Consider the following 21,768-nt stretch of genomic DNA (forward strand, 5'->3'; position numbering starts at 1 on the left):
AAACAGGTTGAGACGCATATGGACCGGGAATCGATGCCTGCGGTGTCCGACTCAGACGGGTCCGTGCTGTTCGCGGACATCAGCAACAGCACCAAGCTGTATGAGAAGGCCGGCAATGCGGCCGCCTTCGGCGCCATCGGGCAATGCATCGCCCTGATGAAATCCTGCTCGTCGGCGCAGCGAGGCCGGGTGGTGAAGACCATCGGGGACGAAGTCATGGCGGTGTTCGCCTCCGCCGAAAATGCAATGCAGGCTGCACTCGAAATGCAAATGGCGATTACCGCGCTGCCGCCGGTATCCGGTCTTCCCATGTCGATCCATATCGGCTTTCACCACGGCCCGATCCTGCGCGACGCATCAGGCGATGTGTTCGGCGACACGGTCAACCTTGCCGCGCGCCTCGCCAAGCTCGCATCGCAAGGACAGATCATCACCAGCAAGGACGCCGTGGCGCATCTGCCGCCCAGGCTGCGCCAGGCGATGCGCTACCTCTACCCGATACAGGTGCGCGGCAAAGTCGAACCCGTGGAGTTGTTCGAAGCGATATGGCAGCAGAACGCCGACATGACCATCCTCGCCGAAGTGAACCCACGCGCGAGCCGCCCCGCGCTGCTCACGCTACGGTATCGGGAGAAGGAGGTCCGGATGAACGGCGCATCGCCGCCGGTCACGATAGGGCGCGACGCCGCGATGACGATCGTCGTGGCGGATCCGCAGACTTCGCGGTTCCACGCAACCATCGAGTTCCGGGCAGGAAAATACATGCTGATCGACCGAAGCGCCAATGGCACGCATATCGCCATCGACGGTGATGACGAAATCATCCTGCGCCGCGATGAGGTCGCGCTGAGAGGGCACGGCTGGATTACGTTTGGCCAGTCGATGGAGGGCGCAGGGGAGCGGGTTGAGTTCTTTCCTGCCTAGTTCCTGGCCAGGGCGCCATACGGAACAGAAAGGCGTGGCGAAGCTTCGCTCATCCACGGGCGTATCTACTTGTTTTTCTTGGGAAATGCAGTGGTGCCCGGGGTCGGACTCGAACCGACACGACTTTCGTCGGGGGATTTTGAGTCCCCTGCGTCTACCTGTTTCACCACCCGGGCTGAGTGGATGCTGGCTGATTTGCCGACGAACCGGCGTGCCAGCATGGTGCTGAGCCGGGAATTATGCCGCAAATTCCGCCCGGTCACAACTAGCCTCGGCCAGGGCCTCCCGACCGGGCTCGCCTGGCCCGCGTGGCGCGGCTCCGATCGTAGTATTCAGGCGGCTTGCAGGCGATCCAGCGGATGAAATCCGCCATGGCGGGGTGGCCGCGCAGGCGTTGCCAGTCGTGGTAGGCCTGGGCCAGCTCGGTTTCCGTGAAGACCGAGTGGATCTTTTGGTGGCAGACCCGGTGCATGGCCACGGCGGCACGCCCGCCCTGGCTGCGCGGCACGGGATGGTGCAGGTCGGTGCTGGGGCCGGGCACCATCGCGCGCCCGCACAGGGGGCAGGGCGGCAGGGTGCTGGGCGAGGCGCCGGCGGGCGGACCTTGCTGCTGGTCCTGGCCGGCGCGCAGATGGCGTTTGACGACCATGGGCGGTGCGACGGTGATGTGCTGGTGTTGCTATATCCGGGATTCTGTCGATACCTGGCGGTGTGCGAACTCGCATAGCATTATCGCAGCCGCGCCGCCGCCCGGCTTTTCCCCTTCATGCCGGAGCACCATGCCAGCCCTGCCGTCCCTTGCCAGCCTTGCCCAGTTGCCGTCGCAGGATCCCGCCTACTTCGCGGTCCAGTACAACAACCGCGCCCGGGTGCCCGACAACGTCGTCCACATGGCGCGCTGGGCGCAGATGTCCCGGCAGGTGCGCGAGCGCGCCGGCTGGCTGGAGGACCTGAGCTATGCCGGCGCCGAGCCCGGCCCGCACGACGCGGACGAGCGGCTCGATTACTTCCCCGCCGAACCTGGCGCCGTTGCCGGCCAGGCGCCGCCGCTGCTGGTGTTCCTGCACGGCGGCTACTGGCGCGCGCTGGACAAGCGCGACCACAGCCTGGTGGCCAACGCGCTGCCGCACTGCGGCGTCTCGGTGGCGGTGACCAATTACTCCTTGTGCCCGGCGGTGAGCGTGGAAACCATCCTGCTGCAGGCGGTGCGCAGCGTGGCGTGGCTGTACCGCGAGGCGGACCGGCTTGGCCATGACAAGTCGCGCATCTTCGTGGCCGGGCATTCGGTCGGCGGCCACATGGCCGCGATGATGCTCACCACGCTGTGGCAGCGGGTGGGCAGCGACCTGCCGGCCGACCTGGTCAAGGGCGTGGTCTCGGTGAGCGGCCTGCACGACCTGGAGCCGCTGCGCCGCGCGGACTTCCTGCAGGTGGACCTGAAGTTGTCGGAAGGGGATGTGGACCGGCTCTCGCCGGCCTTCCTGCCCCCTGCCACGGATGCCCCGCTGGTAACCGCCGTGGGCGGCCTGGAACCGGAGGAATACCACCGGCAGACGGACCTGCTGCGCGCCGGCTGGCCCGCCAACGCGGCGGCACCGGGCTCGGCGCATGTGCCGATGCCCGGCAGGCACCACTTCAACGTGATGGATGATTTTGCCGACCGGGACAGCCCGTTGCTGCTTGCCGTGCGGCGGATGATGGGGGTGGCTTAGCCCCTCAGCCCTTCAGCCCTCCAGCACCCGCAACAACGATGACGTATCGTCCTTGCCCCAGCCCTTGTCCATCAGCGTGGCGAGCTGGCGCGAGGTGGCTTGCATGGCCGGGAGTTCCAGCCCGAGCTGCTGCGCGATCTGGGCGGCCAGCCCGAAATCCTTGTCGTGCAAGCGCGCCTCGATGCCGGGGGCAAAGTCGTGCGCCACCATCTTCGGCCCCATCATGTCGAGCATGCGGCTGCCGGCCATGCCGGTGGCCATGGCTTGCAGCACGCGGCCGCTGTCGACCTGCTGCGCCTGCGCGAAGCGCATGGCTTCGGCGATGCCTTCGATATTGACCACCTGCGCGATCTGGTTGCACAGCTTGGCGACCTGGCCCGCGCCGTGGTCGCCGATATGGGTGATGGTCTTGCCGAGCAGCGCGAGCAGGGGCCGCACGCGTTCCAGCATCTCGGCCTTGCCGCCCACCATGACGGTGAGGCTTGCGGCCTCGGCGCCCACGGTGCCGCCCGAGACGGGGCAGTCCAGCGCTTCGATGCCGCGCTCGGCCAGCCGTGCGGCGATCTCGCGGGTGACGATGGGCGAGATGGTGCTGTGGTCGATGCAGATGGTGCCCGGCGCCGCGCCTTCGATCACGCCGTGCTCGCCCAGCAGCACGGTCTGCACGTCTTCCGATGACGTGACGTTGGTGAACACCACCGAGGCGCCGCGCGCGGCTTGCGCCGGCGTGGTGCAGGGTTCGGCGCCCAGCGCGCGGGCCGTGTCGGCGGCCTCGGGGCGGCGTACAAAGGCGCGCACGGCGTGGCCGCCGGCTAGCAGGTGGCGCACCATCGGCGTGCCCATGGCGCCAAGGCCGATAAAGCCAATCGTCGTAACGTTCATACCGCTCGTATTGCTCGTATTGCTCATGTCAAAGCTTCCTTACTTGTCGGACGCGTAGGCGAACTTGCCGTCGCGGATCACACCCATCACGCGCGAGCGCTGGTCGAAGCCTTGGTGGTCCTTCACGCTCAGGTTCATCACGCCATTGGGAATGGTCAGGTTGGTGGTCGTCTCCAGCGCATCGCGCATGGCATGGCGGAACTCGCGCGTGCCCGGCTGCGCGCCGCTCTTGCCGGCACGGCGCGCGGCGTCGTCCAGCAGCATCCAGGCGCCCCAGGCATCGCCGGCGAATTGCGTGATGCTGTCCACGCCGTACTTCGCTTCATAGCGTGTCACAAAATCCATCGCCACCTTTTTCACCGGGTGGTTGTCCGGCAGTTGCCGCGCCACCACCACCGGCCCGGTCGGGAACAGCGTGCCCTCGACATCCTTGCCGCCCACCCGCAGGAAATCCCAGGTGGCGATGCCATGCGTCTGGTAGACCTTCCCCTTGTAGCCGCGCTCGGCCAGGGTCTTCTGCGGCAATACCGACGGCGTGCCCGCGCCGGCGATCAGGATCGCATCCGGGTTGGCCGCCATCAGCTTGAGCACCTGCCCGGTCACCGAAGTGTCGTTGCGCGAGAAACGCTCGTTGGCCACCACCTTGAGCTTGCGCACGTCCGCCAGCTTGGAGAACTCGCGCCACCAGCTCTCGCCGTAAGCATCGTTGAAGCCGATGAAGCCCACCGTCTTCACGCCATGGTTGCCCATGTACTCGGTGAGCACCGTGGCCATATGCGAATCGTTTTGCGGCATCTTGAACGCCCAGCGCCGCTTGGGGTCCGACTGCGGCTCGATGATCGCGGCCGATGCCGCCAGCGCCACCATCGGTGTCTCACCTTCCGCCACGGCATCCAGCGCGGCGATGGCGGTGGGCGTGATGTTGGGGCCCACCACCACATCGACCTTCTCCTCGGAGATCAGCTTGCGCACATTGCGCACGGCCGCTGCCGGGTCGGAGCCATCGTCCAGGATCACGTACTGCGCGCGCTGGCCGCCGAGGGTTTGCGGCCACATCATCACGGTGTTCTTGGACGGGATGCCGATGGAGGCGGCGGGGCCGGTGGTGGAAACGTCGATGCCCACGCGGATGTCGGCATGGGCGGGGAGGGAGGAGATGGAGGCGATGGAGGCGAGCAGAAGGGCGGCGGACGGCAGGGTGATGCGGATGAACGGGTGGGGCATGGGTAGTCTCCTCTGTGTTTCTTGTTTTTGGTTTGGCGCGCGATCGGTCAATCAGTAGTCGAGCCGCCCGCGCAATTCATCGAACGGAACCATCACGTTCTCGCGATAGGCGGGACGTTGCTTGAGCCGCTCGTACCATGCCTCCACATAGGGAAGCGGCGGCCGCTCGATTTCCAGCTCGTGGTACCAGCAGGAATGTCCGCAAGCGTCAGGCTGTTGCCGTTGAGGAACGGGCGATTCGGCAAGCACGCGGTCGAGGATCCGGAAGTGCTGTGCGCACAGGTCGAGGCTGTGGTTTCGTTGATGCCGAAACTGCCGCCGGCCGGTATGTGCGTGGGCGCAAGATCGAGCTCGCCGATCAGCCACAGCACCTTCTGCACGTTGAATGAACTGCGCCGCCCCCAAACCTTAAGCAAAAGAATCCCCTCTGGACATTCGATCCGGTGCTGAATCCCTCGATTGTAAATCGGACGCCCACACTACCCTGCGCCGGTCATAGCGGCGCAACACCGCACCAGCACGCTAGCGCGCTAGCAGCATCGGGCAGCTGTATCGTAGAAGCCGCGCCAGCGCGTAATCTTGCCGTTGCGGATCGTGAAGACATGCACCCATTCGGTTTCGAAGGACTTGCCCGCCGGCACTGTGTACCCTTTCACGAAGCCCAGTACGACGAGTTCGTCGCCCGCCTCGATGAACTCGCGCTCCTGGAATACTTGTATGGTGTCGTCCTCCGCCATTTGGTCGAACACCCGGCGAATCTCCGGGTGCGTTTCGCGCTGCCCCGCATAGCGCATGAGCTTGGGTGGACCGACCAGTTTCCAGTCGACCTTCTCAGCCATGAACGCCATGATGGTGTCGATATCGCCCCGGCGATACGCATCGTATGTGGCTTGCGCGACTTCCTTTGGACTTGGCATGCTCATCTCCCACTGCAACCTGGCCGCTCCCCTCGCCGATAGCTTTAAGCTAGGCCGCAACGGGGTTCATTTCAAGACAGGTGGAGGGGGATCGCGATCGTCCCGGCGCTTGGTGTCTAGCGCGCGGCATCACGCCATCACGCTCTGCCACAGCAACGCGCCGTTCAGCAACAGGATGGCGAGCGCGCTCAGCCACGCCAGCGCCAGCGGCAGGCCGCGCACGCGCCACGCGCCCATGAGGTCGGCGCGGGAGGCGAACCCGATCAGCGGCAGCACGGCAAGCGGCAGGCTGATGCTGAGCACTACCTGGCTGGCCACCAGCAGTTCCGCCGAGCCATGCTGGCCGAAGACGCCGACCGCCACCAGGGCGGGCACGATCGCCAGGCCGCGCGTCAGCAGCGCGCGGCGCATGCGCGACATGCGCAGGTTGAGGAAGCCCTCCATCACCGCCTGCCCGGCGAGCGTGCCGGTGAGGGTTGAGTTGAGGCCGCAGGCGAGCAGCGCGGCGGCGAACAACAAGCTGGCCCATCGGGAATGCAGCAAGGGGTCGAGCAAGCGATGCGCGTCGGCCAAGTCGGCCACTTGGGTCATGCCGCTGGCGTGGAACACCGCCGCCGCCACGATCAGCAGCGCGGCATTGATCAGGAAGGCGAAGGTGAGCGAGCCGAAGGTGTCCATGCTGGCCCCGCGCAGCGCCTGCACCAGTGCCGGCGCGTTGGCGGGCGAAGGCGGCAGTCCTTGCGCGGCGCCAGGGCTGTACTTGCGTACCAGTGAGGCGTGCAGGTAAAGGTTATGCGGCATCACGGTGGCGCCCACGATGCCGGCGGCGAGCCACAGCATGCCCGCATCGCGCACCAGTTCCGGCGTGGGGACGAAGCCGCCGGCGACCGCCGCCCAGTCCGGCTGCGCCATCGCCAACTGTGCGACGAAGCACAGCGCCACCAGCAGGATCAGCGTGCCGACCAGCGCTTCCAGCGTGCGCCGCCCTTCGCGGTGCACGGCCAGCATGGCCACGGTGGCCACCGCCGAGATCAGCACGCCGACCCACAGGTTCACGTGCAGCAGCAGTTGCAGCGCCACGGCGCAGCCGACCACCTCGGCCACGTCGCAGGCAACGATGGCGATCTCGCTGCCCACCCAAAGGGTGAGCACCACGGGCCGGGAGAAGCGTTCCCGGCTGAGTTGCGCGAGGTCGCGCCCGGTGACCACGCCGACGCGCGCGGCAATCCACTGCAGAAGCATGGCGACGAGACTGGACGCCGCAATGACCGCCAGCAGGCTATAGCCGTACCTGGCGCCGCCGGAGATGGCCGTGGCCCAGTTGCCGGGATCCATGTAGCCAACCGCGACCAGGGCGCCGGCGCCCAGGTAGGCCAGGCGCGGCATTGCCGGCGGGGCAAGCCGCGGGTTGGCGGGCATGGCGGGCATGGCGGGCATGGCGGGCATGGCGGGCATGGCGGGCATGGCGGATTGGTCAAGAGTCGGCGGCATGGCTTGCGTGATGTAAACGACGTTCGATCGGAACGATGACGCCGGCAGCTTAACGAACCGCTCAGTCCCGGGGCACCGTTGCCTGATTGTTGCCATTGGGGCGCGATACAGCCAATTGTAAATGCAAATCACTCGTATTTGCGAAGGCTATGTGTCGCCGCAAAAACGCATGCCGCTCGGCTTTATGTGCTGAAAGGTGCGCTTTGTCTCATGTCGGGGTCCTGATCGCTCACTTCACGCAAGGCCCGTCCGAGGTTGTGCGTGGCAGGCCAGAGGCGGGGATATACAGTGATTCAGGCAACCAACAAGGCAACGTCATGGAAACCTTCCCCAGCCGCTACGATTTTCAGACGACCGTGGAGCGCCTGCTCGCGGCCTTCAAGGAAAAAGGCATGACGATCTTCGCGCGGATCGACCATGCCGAGGCCGCCCGCAATGCCGGGCTGGCGATGCCGCCCACGCAGGTGCTGATCTTCGGCAACCCCAGAGGGGGGACGCCGTTGATGCTCGCGGCACCCAGCGTTGCGCTGGATTTGCCCTTGCGCGTGCTGGTGCGCGATGACGGCCAAGGCAGCACCTGGGTGAGCTTCCACAACGCCGCGGAGCTGGAACGCGCTCACCCATTGCCGGCCGGCAGCGCCGCGCCGCTGGCTGCGGCGCAAGGGCTGATTCTTGGCACCGTGGGCGCGCCAGGCGCCCCGGGATGATTTACCCGGCCAGGCCCTTGTTCGGGTTGATCAGGTACTTCTCCCCCGTCGCGCGCTTGTTGTAGGCCGCGATCATATCCAGGTCCAGCACCTCGGCCAGCGAGATCTCCTTCGAGTAGTGGCTGGCAAAGGTGGTTTTCAGCTCTGCCACCACGCGTTGCTTGAGTTCGTTCGCCCGTTCGCGCCCGAGCTTCTGCAGGAACGGAAACACCAGCCAGCCGCCCATGCCCCACGCCATGCCGAAGTTGCGGTTGAACTCGGTCGGGCTGGTGTCCAGGCCGCCATAGAGGTAGACCTGCTTGTGGGTGGTGGAGCCATAGCGGCTGTATTCGCGGGCCGTCTTGTTCAAGGCCGCTTCCATGCAGGTGAGGATCTGGCCGGCGAGCTTGCCGCCGCCCGTGGCGTCGAACGCGATGGTGGCGCCGGTGGCGACGAGCGCCTCTGTGAGGTCCTGCATGAACGTGGGCGATGCGGCGTTGCAAACATAGACCGCGCCTTGTGCCTTGAGCAGGTCTGCCTGCTCTTGCTTGCGCACGATGTTCACCAGCTTGATGCCATCCTTGAGGCAGATCTGGTTCAGCATCTGGCCCAGGTTGGAGGCCGCGGCGGTGTGCACCAGCGCGCTATGTCCTTCACGCCGCATGGTCTCGACCATGCCCAGCGCGGTAAGCGGATTGACGAATGACGACGCGCCATCGGCGGGCGTGGCGCCCTCGGGCAGGACCAGGCACTGGTCCGCGGGAATGCAGCGGTACTGCGAGTACATCGCGCCGCCGATGGCCGCCACGGTCTTGCCGAGCAACGCTTGCGCCGCGGCGGACGAGCCTGCCTCGACGACCACGCCCGCCCCCTCATTGCCTACCGGCATGGATGCATCCATGCGTCCCGCCATGCTGCGCATCGCGCCCTCGGGCACACGCGCGGTGACCACCGGGCGGTCGGCTGTTCCGCTGGCCTTTGCCGTGCGCATGTCGGCCGCGCCGAACAGCAAGCCGAGATCGGACGGGTTGAGGGGAGAGGCTTCAATGCGGATGAGCACTTCATCCGGGCCGGGGTGCGGCGTGTCGATGCTGTCTAGCGACAGTTCGAGTTCACCGCTGCTCTTGATTTGCGAACGAAGTTGAAGTGCGGCGTGCATTTGATGTCTCCTTGGTCTGTCGGTGCGAGGTGAGCGAGGCGGCAATGTGAGGCCGCCTTTTTGCCAGCAGTCAGCAATGTAGCAAGTTCCTGCGAAACCCGTACTGGACCGGAAATTCAGGTCATGCGCCTGCTGACAGACCGTCATGCATCGTACTGATAGAGGCGGGAAAAAGCGCGCTTGCCGCTGGGATTCCTCTCCTTGACACCCTGGTGCTTTCAACCTAAAGTTCGCCTGCAGATCTAGATAAGAGACCATCTGTAAGATGGTCTCTTCCTGCGTGCAGATTGCTGCGGCCTCTTACAGAAATAAAACAAGGAGACCGCTGTGCAATCCACGATCAAGATCCGTGGCATCGACGATGTCATCGCATTCATTGATGCCTGCCCAGGCATAAAAGGCAGAGCCGGCCTTATCTGGTGGCTCGCGCTGGGAGGCTTGTTCCTAGACGCATTTTCCAATTCCGCATTGAGCGCCGGGCTCGGGCCCATGACGCGGAACCTGCAGCTTGCCGCTTCGCAAGTCGCGCTGCTCACATCCTTTGCTTCTTGGGTCGCTATCGCCTTCAATCCCATCGGTGGTTGGATGGCGGACCGATGGGGCCGCATTCGCCCGCTGATACTCGCAAAATTCCTGGCGGTGATGGGTGCGCTGCTGGTGGTGTTCGCGCCTGGCTTCGAGGTGATCCTCGTCGGGCGCTTCTTTGTCGGCGCGGCCTACGGCATCGACTTTGCCATCGCCATGGCGGTGCTGGCCGAGTTCACGCCGGTCAAGCTGAAGAGCCGGCTCAATACCTGGCAGGGCATGTGGTACACCGCGGTCTGCAGCAACTTGTTGCTGGCGCTGTTGTTCCATTCGTGGAATGTGGGCGACGCCATCTGGCGTTACTCCGTGGCGGCTACCGCCATCTTCGGGCTTGGCATCCTGGTGCTGCAGCTCGCGTTCCTGGTGGAGAGCCCGATCTGGCTGGCCCGCAAGGAACGGCTGGTCGATGCCGCCAAGGCGATGACGCGGATCTATGGCCGGCCCTTTGTCGCCGCGCCGGTGGAGGAGCGCCTGCCTGTGCTCAACCAGGCAAAGCGCGGCCTGGCCAATGTGCTGCTGATCTTCCGCGGTGTGTATCTGCCGCGCACCATCCTTGCGGCGACGGTGCAGATCGGGCAGTCCATCCAGTATTTCGCGGTGGGCTGGTACCTGCCGCTGATCAGCGCGGCCTTGTTCGGCAAGGACTTTGTCTATGCCACGGTGGGCGCGCTGGTCTTCAACGTCTTTGGCATCTTCGGTGGCTTCATGTCGCCGCTGATCGGGCGCAAGCTTGGCTTGCGGCGCGCTTCCGCTTTCGGCTTCGCCGCCGTCTTCGTCATGCTGCTGATCCTTGGCCTGTTCAACGGCAAGATGCCGATCTGGGTGGCGGTGATCGTGCCGTCCCTGTTCATCCTCTTCCATTCGGGCGGCCCTGGCGCCAACGGCAAGAGCCTTTCGTCGCTGTCGTTCCGCAGCGAGCTGCGCGCGGGGGCCAACGGCATCATCGGCGCACTGGGCTCGACCGGCGCGGCGCTGGGCCTGCTGATCTTCCCGATCTTCCGGGAAAAATACGGCCTGGAAGCGACCTTTCTCATCCTCTCGATCGTCCCGCTGACGGCCAGCATCATCTGCTTTGCCATCAAGTGGGACCCGACGCGCACCACCATCAACCCTGACAACGAAGCCGATGCCCCGCAATTCAGCGGCGACGAGGCGCCCGCTCCGGCGTTCCTCAACCCGGCGATAGAGAAATCCCAACGATGAAGACCAACAGGAACGTCATCCTCGCCATCGATGAAGGCACGTCCGGCACGCGGGCGGCCGTGGTTGCCGCCGACGGCCATGTCTCGTGCCTCGAGTACACCATGCTGCAGGTGGACGCGCCCCGGCCCGGCGTGGTGGAGCAGGACGCCAACGCCATCCTGGAGAAGACCATTGCCGTGTGCCGCGCCACCATCGCACGCGCGCAGCAGGAACAGTTGCGCATCGTTGCGCTGGGCATTGCCACGCAGCGTGCTACCGCGGTGCTGTGGGATACCCGCAGCGGGCGGGCGATCGTGCCCGCCATGGTCTGGCAGGACACGCGCTATGTCAGCGAGCTCAGCGCGCTGGCGCCGGCCTGGGACAAGACGCTGATCGAGCAGGTCGGGCGCCCGGTCGGCGTGCGTTCTCCCTACCTCTGGGCGGCACGTCATCTGCGGGACACGCCCGAAGTGGCCGAGGCGTTCCGGGCGGGCAGCCTGGGGTTCGGGACCATCGACACCTGGCTGCTCTGGCATCTGTCCACCGAGCGCGCCTGCGTGACCACGCCGACCAACGTCACCTCCGCCAGCGCCTACGTGCTGGCCGAGCACCGCTATCACCTCGGCTGGCTTGATGCGCTGGAATTCCCGCACTCGCTGCTGCCCGCGTTGCGCCAGGACGCCGACGATTTCGGCCGCACGCGGCCGGAGCAGCTGGGCATCGACGTGCCGATCCTTGCCTGCGCGGGCGATCAGCTTGCCGGGGCCGCGGGGCTCGGGTGCCTGGAGCGCGGGCAGTCGATGTGCGTGCACGGCACCGGCAGCTTCGTGGACCTGGTGATCGGGCCGGAGCCACCGGCCAAGGCCGGCCTGTACGACGGCACGCTGACCATGACCGCGCGCCGGCAGTTTGATGTCTCGCATCTATCCGTCGAGACCTTCGTCGCCACCACGGGCTCGGCACTCAACTGGGTTTGCGAGAAGCTGCGCTGGTTCGAGAGTGCCAGACAGATCAGCGCACTGGCCGCCACCGTGGACTCCGCGCGGCGTGACCTTCCTGCCCGCGCTCACCGGGCTGCGTGTCCCGCAGATGCAGCCCGAAGCCCGCGCATCGCTGACCGGCATCTCCATGGCGAGCACGCAGGCCGAGGTGGCCTACGCCATCCTGGAAGGCATCGCGCATGCCGTGTCGTCGTGCATGGAGGCCAACGAGGAAGTCGCCGGCGTGCCCGTGTCCGAACTCATCGTGGGCGGCGGGCTCTCCGGCAGCGACGCATTGCTGCAGATCCAGGCAGACCTGACCGGCATGCCGATCCGGCGCATGCGCGAGACCGATCGCGCCAGCTTGCGCGGCATCGCCTTCTTCGCGGGCTCGTCGGGGCTGCTGTGGGACTCGCTGCAAGACGCCCGCGCCACCAATGAAACCGATGCCGTGTTCGCGCCCCGCCTGGGCGCCGACCAGCGCGGCGAGCGCCGCGCGCTCTGGCACGCACGGGTTGCGTCCGAACTGCGCCACGCGCAAACCTTCAACCACCAATGACCTGCCAGGAGATCGCCGAAACATGATGGTTTTTCCATCCAGAAGTCCCAGTCGGGACCGCGCCGGGATGACATCCACCGAACCGCTGCGCCTGGTCCGCCAGGAGCAGCTGGATCGCCTTGGCAGCGAGCCCTTCGACATCCTCATCGTCGGCGGCGGCGTAACCGGCGCCTACGCCGCGCTAGATGCCAGCCTGCGCGGCTATCGCGTAGCCCTGGTGGAGAAGAGCGATTTCGCCTCCGGCACGTCGTCCAAGTCCTCCAAGATGGTGCATGGCGGCCTGCGTTACATCGAGCAGGGCAACCTCGGGCTGGTGCGTCACTCCCTGCTGGAACGCCAGCGCCTGCGTAGGAATGCACGGCACCTGGTGCAGCGCCTGCCGTTCCTGTTTCCCGTGATGGAGAAGGATGGCGTGTTCGATAAACGCCTGTCCAAGGCATTCGAGAGCCTGCTGTGGACCTACGACCTGGCCGGCGGCTGGCGCGAAGGCATCCTGCATCAAAAGCTCACCAAGGCCGAGGTGCTGTCGCATTGCCCGACCTTCGACGAAGAGAACTTGCTCGGCGGCTTCATGTACTTCGATGCGCGCGTGGACGATGCCCGGCTCACGCTGAACATCGCGCGCACCGCGGCGTTCCACGGCGCGGCAGTGGTGAATCACGCGAAAGTAGTGGAGATCACCCGCAACGATCACGGCAAGGTCGATGGCGCCATCGTTCATGCCGCAGACCGCGAGATCCGCGCCAAGGCCGGCGTCGTCGTCATGGCCACTGGCGTGTGGCTGCGCGACTGGACCGGCCGCAAGAAGGGCGAGGAAAACACGCTGCACATCCGCCCGGCCAAGGGCGTGCACGTCGCCATTCCCTGGCTCAAGGTCCGCAACGATTGCACCGTGACCATCCCCGTGCCGGGGCGGAACCGCCGCGCCACCATCACGCGCTGGGGCAACGTCTCTTACCTTGGCACCACCGACGAAGACTACGAGGGCGACCTCGACGATGTTTGCTGCACCCGCGAGGAACTCGACTTCCTGCTCGATGGCGCGCGCTGGGCACTGAAGACCGACCTCAAGGCCGAGGATGTGCTGGGCAGCATCGCGGGCTGCCGCCCGCTGGTGGCGCCGCCCGGCGGCAAGACGCTGGAGATCAAGCGCAACCATGAGATCCATACCGCCGCCGATGGCCTCGTCACCATCGTCGGGGGCAAGCTGACCACCTCCCGGCACATGGCCGAGCAAACCATCGACGCCGCCCAGAAGGTGATTGGCCAGCGCAACAGATGCCGGACCAAATCCGCGTACCTGCTGGGTGCGGCCGGATATGACGCGCAGGCCATCGTGGCATCGGGCGGCCTGTCCGCCCACCTGGGCGAGCGTTATGGCACGGAAGCTCGCTTCGTCAGCGACATCCTGCAGGCCGATGCGCGCCTGCAAGCCCCGATTGTCGACGGGCTTCCCTATACCGAAGCCGAGGTTGTCTATGCCGCGCGCCACGAGCTGGCGGGGAGCGTGGACGACGTGCTCTCGCGGCGCATCCGCGCCCGCCTGATGGCGCGCGACGCCTCGGCGCGCGCCGCGTCCCGCGTGGGCGCGTTGTTGCAGGCCGAGCTCGGCCTGTCCGAATCCGTGGTGGCGCAGCAGGTCAATGCCTACCTGGCCGCCGTCGCACATGAAAAATCCATTCTACTTGGAGAGAAGCAATGATCAGCAAGGAAGCCATCAAGCGCGGCTACAACCGTGGCAACTACGTCGTCGGTGCGCACACGCCGCCGGCCTACGCGGCCACCATCAAGGAGACCTCCAGCATGCCCGGCATACCCGGCCTGCAACGCAACGCTGTCACCGTCGATGCCGCGCACATCGATGCGCTGCGCGGCGTGGCCGACGAGGTGCTCACGGACACCGGCAGCGTGGTGGCATGGACGCGCGACTGGTGGGCCGGCTCCATGATGAGCGAGACAGCTGGCCGGCCGGCCACGCCGCAGGCCGTCATCGTGCGCGTGTCCACCATCGGGCAGATCCAGGCCGTCATGCGCATCGCGCACGCGGCGGCGATTCCCGTGACGGTGTCGGCCGGGCGCAGCAACGTGACCGGCGCCGCATTGCCCGTGCGCGGCGGCATCGTGCTGGACGTGTGCGAGCTGAACAAGGTGCTGGACTTCAACCAGGAAAGCCAGATCGTCGAGGTGGAAGCCGGCCTGTTCGGCGACGTGTTCGAGCAGACCATCCAGAAGGACTACGGCATGACGATGGGCCACTGGCCGTCGTCCTTCGCCATCAGCACGGTGGGCGGCTGGGTGGCGTGCCGCGGCGCCGGCCAGCTCTCCACGCGCTACGGCAAGATCGAGGACATGGTCTTCGGCATGGATGTCGTGCTGGCCGATGGCAGCCTGATCAGCGTGGGCGGTTACTCGCGCGCCGCGCTCGGCCCGGACCTGCAGCAACTGTTTATCGGCTCGGAAGGCACGCTTGGCGTGATCGTGCGCGTGCGCCTGAAACTGCATCGGCTGCCGGAGTACGGCCGTGCCATCGCCTATGGTTTCAAGACGTTCGCCATCGGCCTGGAAGCCTGCCGCGAGATCATGCAGCGCGGCGCCAATCCCGCGGCCCTGCGCCTGTATGACGAACTGGAGAGCCGCGTGCAGTTCAACCTGCCCGACACCAACGTGCTGCTGATCGCCGATGAAGGCGCGCGCGAGATGGTCGATGCGGTGATGGCCATTAGCGAATACGTGTGCAAGGAGCTGGGCGATGCGCTGGAGAGCGAAGCGATCTTCGAGCGCTGGCTGGATACGCGCTACCTGACCGGCAAGAGCGCGGAAGGCTTCAAGCGCAGCCCCGGCTTTGTCGCCGACACGCTGGAGATGTCCGGCCCCTGGCGCGACCTGCCCGCCATCTACGCGGACGTGGTCAACGCCATCAATGCCGTGCCCGGCACGTTGGCCGGCTCCGCACACCAGTCGCATGCCTATGTGGACGGCGCCTGCCTGTACTTCTCGCTGCGTGGCGAAGTCGAGGTGGAGAACCGGGCGAAATGGTACCGCCAGGCCTGGGATGCCGCCAACGCGGTGTTGATCAAATACAATGCCGCGTTGAGCCACCATCACGGCATCGGGCTGCTGCGCGCGCCATATATGCGCGAATCGCTGGGCAGCGCGTTTCCGGTGCTGATGGCCGTCAAGCAGGCGCTGGATCCCAAGAACATTCTCAATCCCGGGAAGCTCGGCCTGACTGACGAGCTGCCCCACGACCCGGATCGGTAAGCACTATGGATAAGTCACTCGGGGCACGCCTGACGCGACACCCGGTCATCGCGACGCTCTTCGGTGTCGAGCAGGTCGATATCCTGATCGAGAGCCACGCCGAGGTCTGCATCGTTGCCAACGTGGAGCTGCGCAAGCTGCAGCCCGTCGTGGCCACGCTGACCAAGGCCGGCAAGTACGTCATCGTCAATATCGACAGCTGCGAAGGGCTGTCGCAGGACAAGGGCGGCGTCGAGTATTTAGCCGATATTGGGGTGACCAGTCTCGTCTCGACCCGGGTGGCCACCATCCAGCGCGCAAACCGGGCCGGCCTGATCACGATGCAGAAGGTATTCGTGACCGACCGCTCGACCTGGCCGCGCAGCGTCAAGGCACTGGAGCAAAGCGATCCCAACCTGGTGCAGCTGATGCCCGCACCCATGCTCGCGCATCTTTCCACCCAGGACCGCAAGGCGCTGCCGCCCATCGTGACCTCGGGGTTCGTCTGCAACAAGGACGATATCCGCAGCGCGATCCGGGAAGGCGCCGTGGCGGTGTCCACCAGCGACAGCAAGCTGTGGAACCTGGAACCGCCCGTGCTGAAATCCTGAGCCTGATCGAGCGAAAGCACGGCGATGCGTGCTTTCGCTCGCTGGCCGGCACTCAGGCCCTGGCGCCGTCGGTGTAGACGTCGAAGTTGCGCGCCGGATCGGACGATACGCCGCTGCGGTCCATCCCGGCGATGGTGCGGCCACCATCGGTATACGGGTCGACCTGGCGTGCGCCTTCGCCGAACGAGTCGAACTTGCCGGTGCGGCCGCCGTCGGTGTACGGGTCGACTTTGCCGACACGGAAGTTGTAGCCGTAACGGTCACCGTAGAGGGCGCGGTCTTGTGGGGTGGCGGCTTGGGCGGCACCGGCGAGCAAAGCGGCCGCAAGCGCGGCGGCGGTGATGGCGGCATTGGCAGATTTGTTGTGCATGGCGTGCTCCTTGAAAGCGGGGTTCGGCATCTATGCGCCGTTGGATCTCGTGGGGTTGAAGGGGGGCAACGGGGAAAAGGTCATAGCGGAATGACCTTGGGCTCGCCGGAGTCGGGCCCCATCGTTGGCCCGTGATAGAACGGCGAGCCGCACGGGAACGGCCGCAGGACCGCGGGCATCTCTGGCATCGCTGGCATCCCTGGCATCTCGGGCACCTTCGGAAACTCGCCATAGCCGGGCTCCCTGCGGATGATCATGGGCATGGGGTAGACGCCGGTGCCGCCGGTCACGGCAATCCGGGCGGCCTGCTCAAGTTCGCTGAGACGGGGCAGGTTCCCGATGGATAGGGTGGACATGGTTATCTCCTGAGTGGGTTGTGGTGGAGGAGCGCCGGGCTCAGCGCTCCTCGTTCACTACGCACGCGGCATGCCACGGCTCAACGCCGCGCAGTGTGCGCGGGCGGGCATAAATCCGGCGGGAAATGATGGTGCGGCGCCAACACGCTGCGCAAGGAGTCGGTGGCACCCAGACACCTGCGCTGGATCATGCGGGAGGGGATGGCCTTGCTGGCATGGGGTTATCGCCGGAGCACACGATCTCCACATGCGCCTGGCATGCAAGCTGCTCGCCATTCACGCCCATCGGGCCGGCCTGAAGGGGAGCGCGCTGGCCGATAGCAGGCCAGCGCTGCAGGCAGCCGTGAGCCGCGCCGTACAAGATGTGGCCAGGCAAAGGGAGGGCGGGCGTGGCGCGCAAGCGTCCGCCACGCCTGTGGATGCGGTCAAGCCCGCGCCGCCAGGCGCGCCTTGATCTTCTGGCCGAGCGGAAACTGGATGCTGCCATCCCTGTGGAAATCCACGTCCCGCACCCATTCCATTTTTCCCGTCGACAGGCGCCAGTAAAACAGGCGTGCGGATCCGTGATCCAGGTTCACCCGCACAGCGTTGAAGCTCTTTGGGTACTTCTCGTGGGTGTATAGCGCACCGGCGGCGAAGCGGAAATTCGGATCCGCATCCAGTTGCCGCAGGGACGCGCCGTGGGGATCGTGCTCATGCCCGCGAAGCACGAAATCGAACGATCCCAGCTTTGCCCGTTGGTAAAGAATGTCGTCCCGGATAAACCAGTCCGACTCCGCGGGATGATGCAGCAGCAAGATGCGCAGATCCGCGCCGGCCAGCCCGTCGATGCTGGCGTCGATCTGCGGCACGCCAAGTATCAGGTTGTCGCGATCCCCGTCAGAGCTGCAGCGCCAGGCCGAGTTCATGCCTGCTACGCCAACCGTGATGCCGCTGTGCTGCCATGTGTCGGTGTAAAAGTACCCATGATTGATGGCGGGCTGGCCCAGCGCCTGGCACTTGCCAAGGAAAACGAAATAGTTCTCCAGCCTGGCAAACACGCGATCGCGATCGTCCTTGCAGGCCGGGGAGGTGAGGTAGTCGATGATCGCCTCGTTGCCGGTGAGCCGGGATTTGGCGCTTTCCTCTTCCCGGGTGAAGCGCTTGACGACGCCCCGGTCGACATCGTGATTGCCCGGGACAAACAGGAAGCGAGCCCGCTTGTTGGGTAGCTTGTCCCGCAATTGCGTGAAGAAATCAAAGGACTTGTCAAACTCCGCGGGCGTCCCGGTCTTGGATATGTCGCCGGTGACAAAGACGGCATCCGGCTTGAGATCGTCATCGTCAAGGACGGATTCGAGATCGTCCAGGAACGCCTTCTTCACGCGGTCCTGGCTGCCCGCATGGGCGTTCGCAGCGGTTTCAAAGTGCACGTCCGACAGATGGAGCCACGTGAATTCGCGCCCGTCGCGCCGGATCAGCACCTCGTGCTCGCTGAAGTGACCGGAGCGCACGCGAAAGCAGATGCGGAATTCCGACTCTTCCTGCTCGGCCAGCGCGGACGCGTTCGCCAGGGCCAGGATACTGGCGGCGATCTTGCTGCTGCTCTTTAGCGATACCTTGGTGCATCCGTGCCGGATGCTGGTGATCTCGATGGCGCCAGGTTCAACGCCGAGTACCGCGTGAAGGCGCGCGAGAAAATCATCGCGCACCCCCAGGAATACCTCGGGCTCCATATTGAGCACCAGCGTGATTTCGCTTTCGTGTTCGTCGCCGGGACTATCAGGAAGATGTGCCATCTGTCGCTCCAAGCGCCCCGCTCTCGATGCGATGAGGCGCAGTCATGTGACTTGCTGGGCAAATTGGCTCTATCTATGCACTACCTTGTCCTTCGGTCAGTGCGGGAACGAACATAGGGGGGCTGTAGAACGGGGCGCAGATGCGGCTCCGGCGGCATGGCACCTACATCCCCTTGAACGCGTCGGCATAAAGCCGGCTGACGCCCAGCTTTTCCGGCCGGTCGCGCAAGGTCAGGGTGAGCTTGCCGCTGTCATCGCGCAGCGCGCTGGCAATGGCCGTGCAGCGCACGATGGTGCTGCGGTGGACCTGCCAGAAGCACGCCGGATCGATCCGCATCTGCAGCTCCCGCAGCGACATGCGAATCAGGTGCTCGCGCTGCGCGGTGACCACCCGCACATACTTGTCCGCGGCCTCGAAATACAGCACCTCGGCAATCGGCACCATCGTGATGGTATTGCCGGCGCTCGCCTGGATCACCTGCAACGGGCTGGCCGCCGGCGCGGCGAGCGGCTTGGGCATGCCGGCGCCAAGCAGCGCGCGCAGCTGGTCCATGGCGGCGTCCAGCGACGGCGAGGCCGCCTGCGGGGCCGCACGCTGCTGCAAGGTGGCTTGCAGGCGCGCGCAGGTTTTTGCCAGGCGCTCTGCCTGCACGGGCTTCAGCACATAGTCGACGGCCGCATGCTCGAACGCGTGCAGGGCGTATGTGTCGTAGGCCGTCACGAAGACGATGAGCGGGAACGGCCTAGCGGAGTCGGGCCAGTCCTCGGCCAGGGTTTGCGCTGCCTCCAGCCCGCTCATGCCGGGCATGCGGATGTCCAGGAACAGCAGGTCCGGCTGCAGCGCGAGCGCCTGGGCTACGGCAGCATCGCCGTCGCCTACGGTGGCGACGATGTCCAGCTCGGGCCACAGGCGGACCAGCTCCGCCTGGAGGTCCGCGGCCAGCAGCGCTTCATCTTCGGCGATCAGGGCAGTAGTTTGCATGGATGCGATAGAGGGCAGGGGGCGGCAGTGGGCCAGTCGGGCGGTCGGGCAGTTGTTCAGTTGGTCAGGATACGGGAAGGCGCAGGATGGCCAGCGTGCCGCCGTCGGCATCCCCGGCGGGCAGCAACTGGAAGCTCGCCGCGTTGCCATAGAGTTGGGCGAGCCGTTCACGCACCTGCGAGGTGCCAAAGCAATCCGAGCCGGGCGGCAGTTCGCTCAAGCCCGCGCCGGTATCGCGCACGCAGAGCACCAGTTCGCCGCCTTCGCGTCGCGCCGTCACCTTGATCCAGCCGCCCGATACGACGGGCTCCAGGCCGTGCTTGATGGCGTTCTCCACCAGCGGCTGCAGCAGCAGCGGCGGCACCGGCAAGCTGGCGAGCCCGGCTGGCAGGTCGAGCTCGATCTGCAGCCGCGCGCCCATGCGCACCTGCATCAATGCCAGATAGTCCGCGATGCGATCGAACTCACAAGACAGCGGATGCGGGCCGGAGCGCGAGGCCTGCAACGTGGCGCGCAGGAACGAGATCACCTGGTTCAGCATCACCTGCGCGCCCTGCGGATCCTGGCCGATCATCACGCGCAGGTTGCCCAGCGTGTTGAACAGCATGTGCGGCTCCAGTTGCGACTCCAGCAGCCGCAGCTGATTCTCCGCGGCGCTGCGCATGGCCGCCTGCGCGCGCGCCTCCGCCGCCGCCAGGCGGCCGCGTGCATAGTGGAAGTAGGAGATGGCGAATGCCAGCACCAGCACCACCGTCATGCTCAGCAGCAGGGCGCGCGGATTCTGCGCCAGATCCGCCGGCGCGCCATGGCCGCCGGTCAGCACGTCGCCGATCGCATGCCCGCCGAAGTAGCCCGCCACGCCCGACACGACAATCCACGGGGCCATCCACTTCCAGTCCGGCCAGCGCCGCTGCGTGGCGGGCGCGCCGGGAGTGGCCCCTGCCGAGTGATCCGGCAGCCAGCGCAGCAGTCCATAGCGGCCCACCTTTATCAGGAACTGGATCATCACCGTGATGCAGAGGGAATAGGCCAGGCTCGCGCCAAACGGCTCGCGGAACAAGATGGTGAAGAAGCCGGCGGCGCCGAACGCCACCGGCACGCCAATCCGCAGTTCGCGCCACAGCCAGGCCAGTTCCTTAGCGGGATAGCGCGTGATGCGCTGGGGCCGGATGTCAGCCACCGGCAACCCCCCGCGACATCTCGGCCTGAGGGCGCCGCGCGCGTAGTTCCGCCGTGGTATTGCCCTCGCCATGCGGCGTCCAGCCCGGCGGCATGAACAAGTACCCGAGGAACGCACGCAGGCTGCGCGCCCCGGCCAGGTCGCGCAACAGATGCACCCACTGCGTGAACTCGATCCGCAGCGGATTCACGCTCTCGATCGGATGCACCAGGCCATACCGGCAGGGCAGGTCTTCGCGCTCTTTCACGTAGGTGCCAAACAAGCGATCGAACACCACCAGCACACCGCCATAGTTCGCATCCAGATACTCAAGGTTGGACGCGTGATGCACCCGGTGCGCCGATGGCGTATTGATGATCCCCTCCAGCCAGCCCAGCCGCGGAATCCACGTCGCATGTATCCAGAACTGATAGAGCAGGTTCAGCGACAACACGGCAAACACAATCCGCGGCTCGAAGCCAATCCACGCCAGCGGCGCGAAGAACAGCGCCGTGCCCGTCAGCTTGCCGAGAATCCCGATGCGAAACGCAGCCGACAGGTTCAGCTGGTTCGGCGAGTGGTGCACCGCGTGGTTGCTCCAGAACCATCGCACCCTGTGCGCCGCACGGTGATACCAGTAGTAGCAGAACTCCTGCCCGATAAAGAGCAGCGGCAGCGCGATCCAGCCGCTGGGATGGATCGTCATCAACCGGTGCTCGAAAGCCAGCCGCACCAGTGGCGCCGCGATCGACAGCGGCAAGGCAATCCCCACCGCAATGCGCGCCACCAGGTCCAGCGCCGACACACCGAACGCCCGCCAGTCGTAGCGCTGGCGGCGCGACAAGATGATGGCCTCGATCAAGGCGAATGCCAGCACCGACGGGGCCGCGATAAACAGCTGAAACTTCTCGAGTGCGTTCATGACTGCAGGCCTGGACGTAGTTCGGGACAGCGGTTGCTGGCTTCAGTGG

General features: G+C 65.8%; 20 protein-coding genes, 1 tRNA gene and 1 pseudogene. 8 read left to right on the top strand and 14 right to left on the bottom strand.

What is annotated here, in order from left to right; all coding sequences use genetic code 11:
* The first annotated feature begins 18 nt into the window (after positions 1-18).
* Complete coding sequence (locus ACGLHR_RS06735; RefSeq protein ID WP_400092806.1) at positions 19-924, top strand: adenylate/guanylate cyclase domain-containing protein; 906 nt, start codon at positions 19-21, stop codon at positions 922-924.
* Positions 925-1,015: 91 nt separating this feature from the next.
* Here ACGLHR_RS06735 and ACGLHR_RS06740 read toward each other — a convergent pair.
* Together ACGLHR_RS06740 and ACGLHR_RS06745 are read right to left on the bottom strand one after the other, a co-directional pair.
* Positions 1,016-1,100: transfer RNA gene (locus ACGLHR_RS06740), tRNA-Leu, on the bottom strand.
* Between the two features lie 89 nt (positions 1,101-1,189).
* Entirely contained in the window at positions 1,190-1,573 is a 384-nt protein-coding gene (locus ACGLHR_RS06745) for an HNH endonuclease (RefSeq protein ID WP_400092808.1), read from the bottom strand.
* A 130-nt stretch (positions 1,574-1,703) separates the two neighbouring features.
* On the opposite strand from ACGLHR_RS06745, the gene ACGLHR_RS06750 reads away from it, so the two are divergent.
* On the top strand, positions 1,704-2,636 hold the full coding sequence (locus ACGLHR_RS06750) for an alpha/beta hydrolase (protein ID WP_400092809.1): 933 nt from the start codon (positions 1,704-1,706) through the stop codon (positions 2,634-2,636).
* Between the two features lie 12 nt (positions 2,637-2,648).
* Here the strand turns inward: ACGLHR_RS06750 and ACGLHR_RS06755 are convergent, their stop codons facing one another.
* The 5 genes from ACGLHR_RS06755 to ACGLHR_RS06775 all read right to left on the bottom strand — a co-directional run bounded on the left by ACGLHR_RS06755 (position 2,649) and on the right by ACGLHR_RS06775 (position 7,087).
* Positions 2,649-3,518, bottom strand: a complete 870-nt coding sequence (locus ACGLHR_RS06755; RefSeq protein ID WP_400092842.1) for an NAD(P)-dependent oxidoreductase — start codon at positions 3,516-3,518, stop codon at positions 2,649-2,651.
* Between the two features lie 39 nt (positions 3,519-3,557).
* Positions 3,558-4,742, bottom strand: coding sequence for an ABC transporter substrate-binding protein (locus ACGLHR_RS06760; RefSeq protein WP_400092810.1), 1,185 nt, complete (start codon positions 4,740-4,742; stop codon positions 3,558-3,560).
* A gap of 51 nt (positions 4,743-4,793) precedes the next feature.
* Positions 4,794-4,991, bottom strand: coding sequence for a hypothetical protein (locus ACGLHR_RS06765; protein WP_400092811.1), 198 nt, complete (start codon positions 4,989-4,991; stop codon positions 4,794-4,796).
* Positions 4,992-5,272: 281 nt separating this feature from the next.
* Positions 5,273-5,659 carry a nuclear transport factor 2 family protein gene (locus ACGLHR_RS06770; protein ID WP_400092812.1) on the bottom strand — a complete coding sequence of 129 codons (387 nt, stop codon included), beginning with the start codon at positions 5,657-5,659 and terminating at the stop codon, positions 5,273-5,275.
* Between the two features lie 129 nt (positions 5,660-5,788).
* Positions 5,789-7,087, bottom strand: coding sequence for an Nramp family divalent metal transporter (locus ACGLHR_RS06775; protein ID WP_400092843.1), 1,299 nt, complete (start codon positions 7,085-7,087; stop codon positions 5,789-5,791).
* Positions 7,088-7,467: 380 nt separating this feature from the next.
* Here ACGLHR_RS06775 and ACGLHR_RS06780 point away from each other — a divergent pair, with 380 nt between their 5' ends.
* On the top strand, positions 7,468-7,857 hold the full coding sequence (locus tag ACGLHR_RS06780) for a DUF302 domain-containing protein (protein WP_400092814.1): 390 nt from the start codon (positions 7,468-7,470) through the stop codon (positions 7,855-7,857).
* A 1-nt stretch (position 7,858) separates the two neighbouring features.
* Here ACGLHR_RS06780 and ACGLHR_RS06785 read toward each other — a convergent pair whose 3' ends face one another.
* A complete protein-coding gene (locus ACGLHR_RS06785; RefSeq protein ID WP_400092815.1) occupies positions 7,859-8,995 on the bottom strand; it encodes a zinc-binding dehydrogenase in 1,137 nt (378 codons plus the stop codon).
* A gap of 327 nt (positions 8,996-9,322) precedes the next feature.
* On the opposite strand from ACGLHR_RS06785, the gene ACGLHR_RS06790 reads away from it, so the two are divergent.
* From ACGLHR_RS06790 to ACGLHR_RS06810, 5 genes and pseudogenes are all read left to right on the top strand, one after another.
* Positions 9,323-10,783: a nitrate/nitrite transporter gene (locus tag ACGLHR_RS06790; protein WP_400092817.1), complete on the top strand. Its 1,461-nt coding sequence runs from the start codon at positions 9,323-9,325 to the stop codon at positions 10,781-10,783.
* Positions 10,780-12,301: pseudogene (locus ACGLHR_RS06795) on the top strand (FGGY family carbohydrate kinase). Before ACGLHR_RS06790 ends, ACGLHR_RS06795 begins: the two are co-directional and overlap by 4 nt.
* A 22-nt stretch (positions 12,302-12,323) precedes the next feature.
* Complete coding sequence (locus ACGLHR_RS06800; protein ID WP_400092819.1) at positions 12,324-14,003, top strand: FAD-dependent oxidoreductase; 1,680 nt, start codon at positions 12,324-12,326, stop codon at positions 14,001-14,003.
* On the top strand, positions 14,000-15,562 hold the full coding sequence (locus ACGLHR_RS06805; protein ID WP_400092820.1) for an FAD-binding oxidoreductase: 1,563 nt from the start codon (positions 14,000-14,002) through the stop codon (positions 15,560-15,562). The genes ACGLHR_RS06800 and ACGLHR_RS06805 overlap by 4 nt, the downstream gene beginning before the upstream one ends.
* A gap of 5 nt (positions 15,563-15,567) precedes the next feature.
* Positions 15,568-16,152 (top strand): glycerol-3-phosphate responsive antiterminator, encoded by a 585-nt coding sequence (locus ACGLHR_RS06810; protein ID WP_400092822.1) that lies wholly within the window; start codon positions 15,568-15,570, stop codon positions 16,150-16,152.
* A gap of 52 nt (positions 16,153-16,204) precedes the next feature.
* Here ACGLHR_RS06810 and ACGLHR_RS06815 read toward each other — a convergent pair whose 3' ends face one another.
* The 6 genes from ACGLHR_RS06815 to ACGLHR_RS06840 all read right to left on the bottom strand — a co-directional run bounded on the left by ACGLHR_RS06815 (position 16,205) and on the right by ACGLHR_RS06840 (position 21,719).
* Entirely contained in the window at positions 16,205-16,522 is a 318-nt protein-coding gene (locus ACGLHR_RS06815) for a hypothetical protein (RefSeq protein WP_400092823.1), read from the bottom strand.
* A gap of 80 nt (positions 16,523-16,602) precedes the next feature.
* A complete protein-coding gene (locus tag ACGLHR_RS06820) occupies positions 16,603-16,878 on the bottom strand; it encodes a hypothetical protein (RefSeq protein ID WP_400092824.1) in 276 nt (91 codons plus the stop codon).
* A 425-nt stretch (positions 16,879-17,303) separates the two neighbouring features.
* The gene (locus tag ACGLHR_RS06825; RefSeq protein WP_400092825.1) at positions 17,304-18,656 is read right to left on the bottom strand and encodes a metallophosphoesterase family protein; all 1,353 of its coding nucleotides are present in this window, start codon (positions 18,654-18,656) and stop codon (positions 17,304-17,306) included.
* A 163-nt stretch (positions 18,657-18,819) separates the two neighbouring features.
* A complete protein-coding gene (locus tag ACGLHR_RS06830) occupies positions 18,820-19,638 on the bottom strand; it encodes a LytTR family DNA-binding domain-containing protein (RefSeq protein ID WP_318238220.1) in 819 nt (272 codons plus the stop codon).
* Between the two features lie 64 nt (positions 19,639-19,702).
* Positions 19,703-20,818, bottom strand: a complete 1,116-nt coding sequence (locus tag ACGLHR_RS06835) for a sensor histidine kinase (protein ID WP_400092826.1) — start codon at positions 20,816-20,818, stop codon at positions 19,703-19,705.
* Positions 20,811-21,719 (bottom strand): sterol desaturase family protein, encoded by a 909-nt coding sequence (locus tag ACGLHR_RS06840; protein WP_400092827.1) that lies wholly within the window; start codon positions 21,717-21,719, stop codon positions 20,811-20,813. The genes ACGLHR_RS06835 and ACGLHR_RS06840 overlap by 8 nt, the downstream gene beginning before the upstream one ends.
* Positions 21,720-21,768: the final 49 nt, after the last annotated feature.

The sequence above is a fragment of the Cupriavidus sp. CuC1 genome (assembly GCF_044627735.1).
Taxonomy (GTDB): Bacteria; Pseudomonadota; Gammaproteobacteria; order Burkholderiales; family Burkholderiaceae; genus Cupriavidus; species Cupriavidus ulmosensis.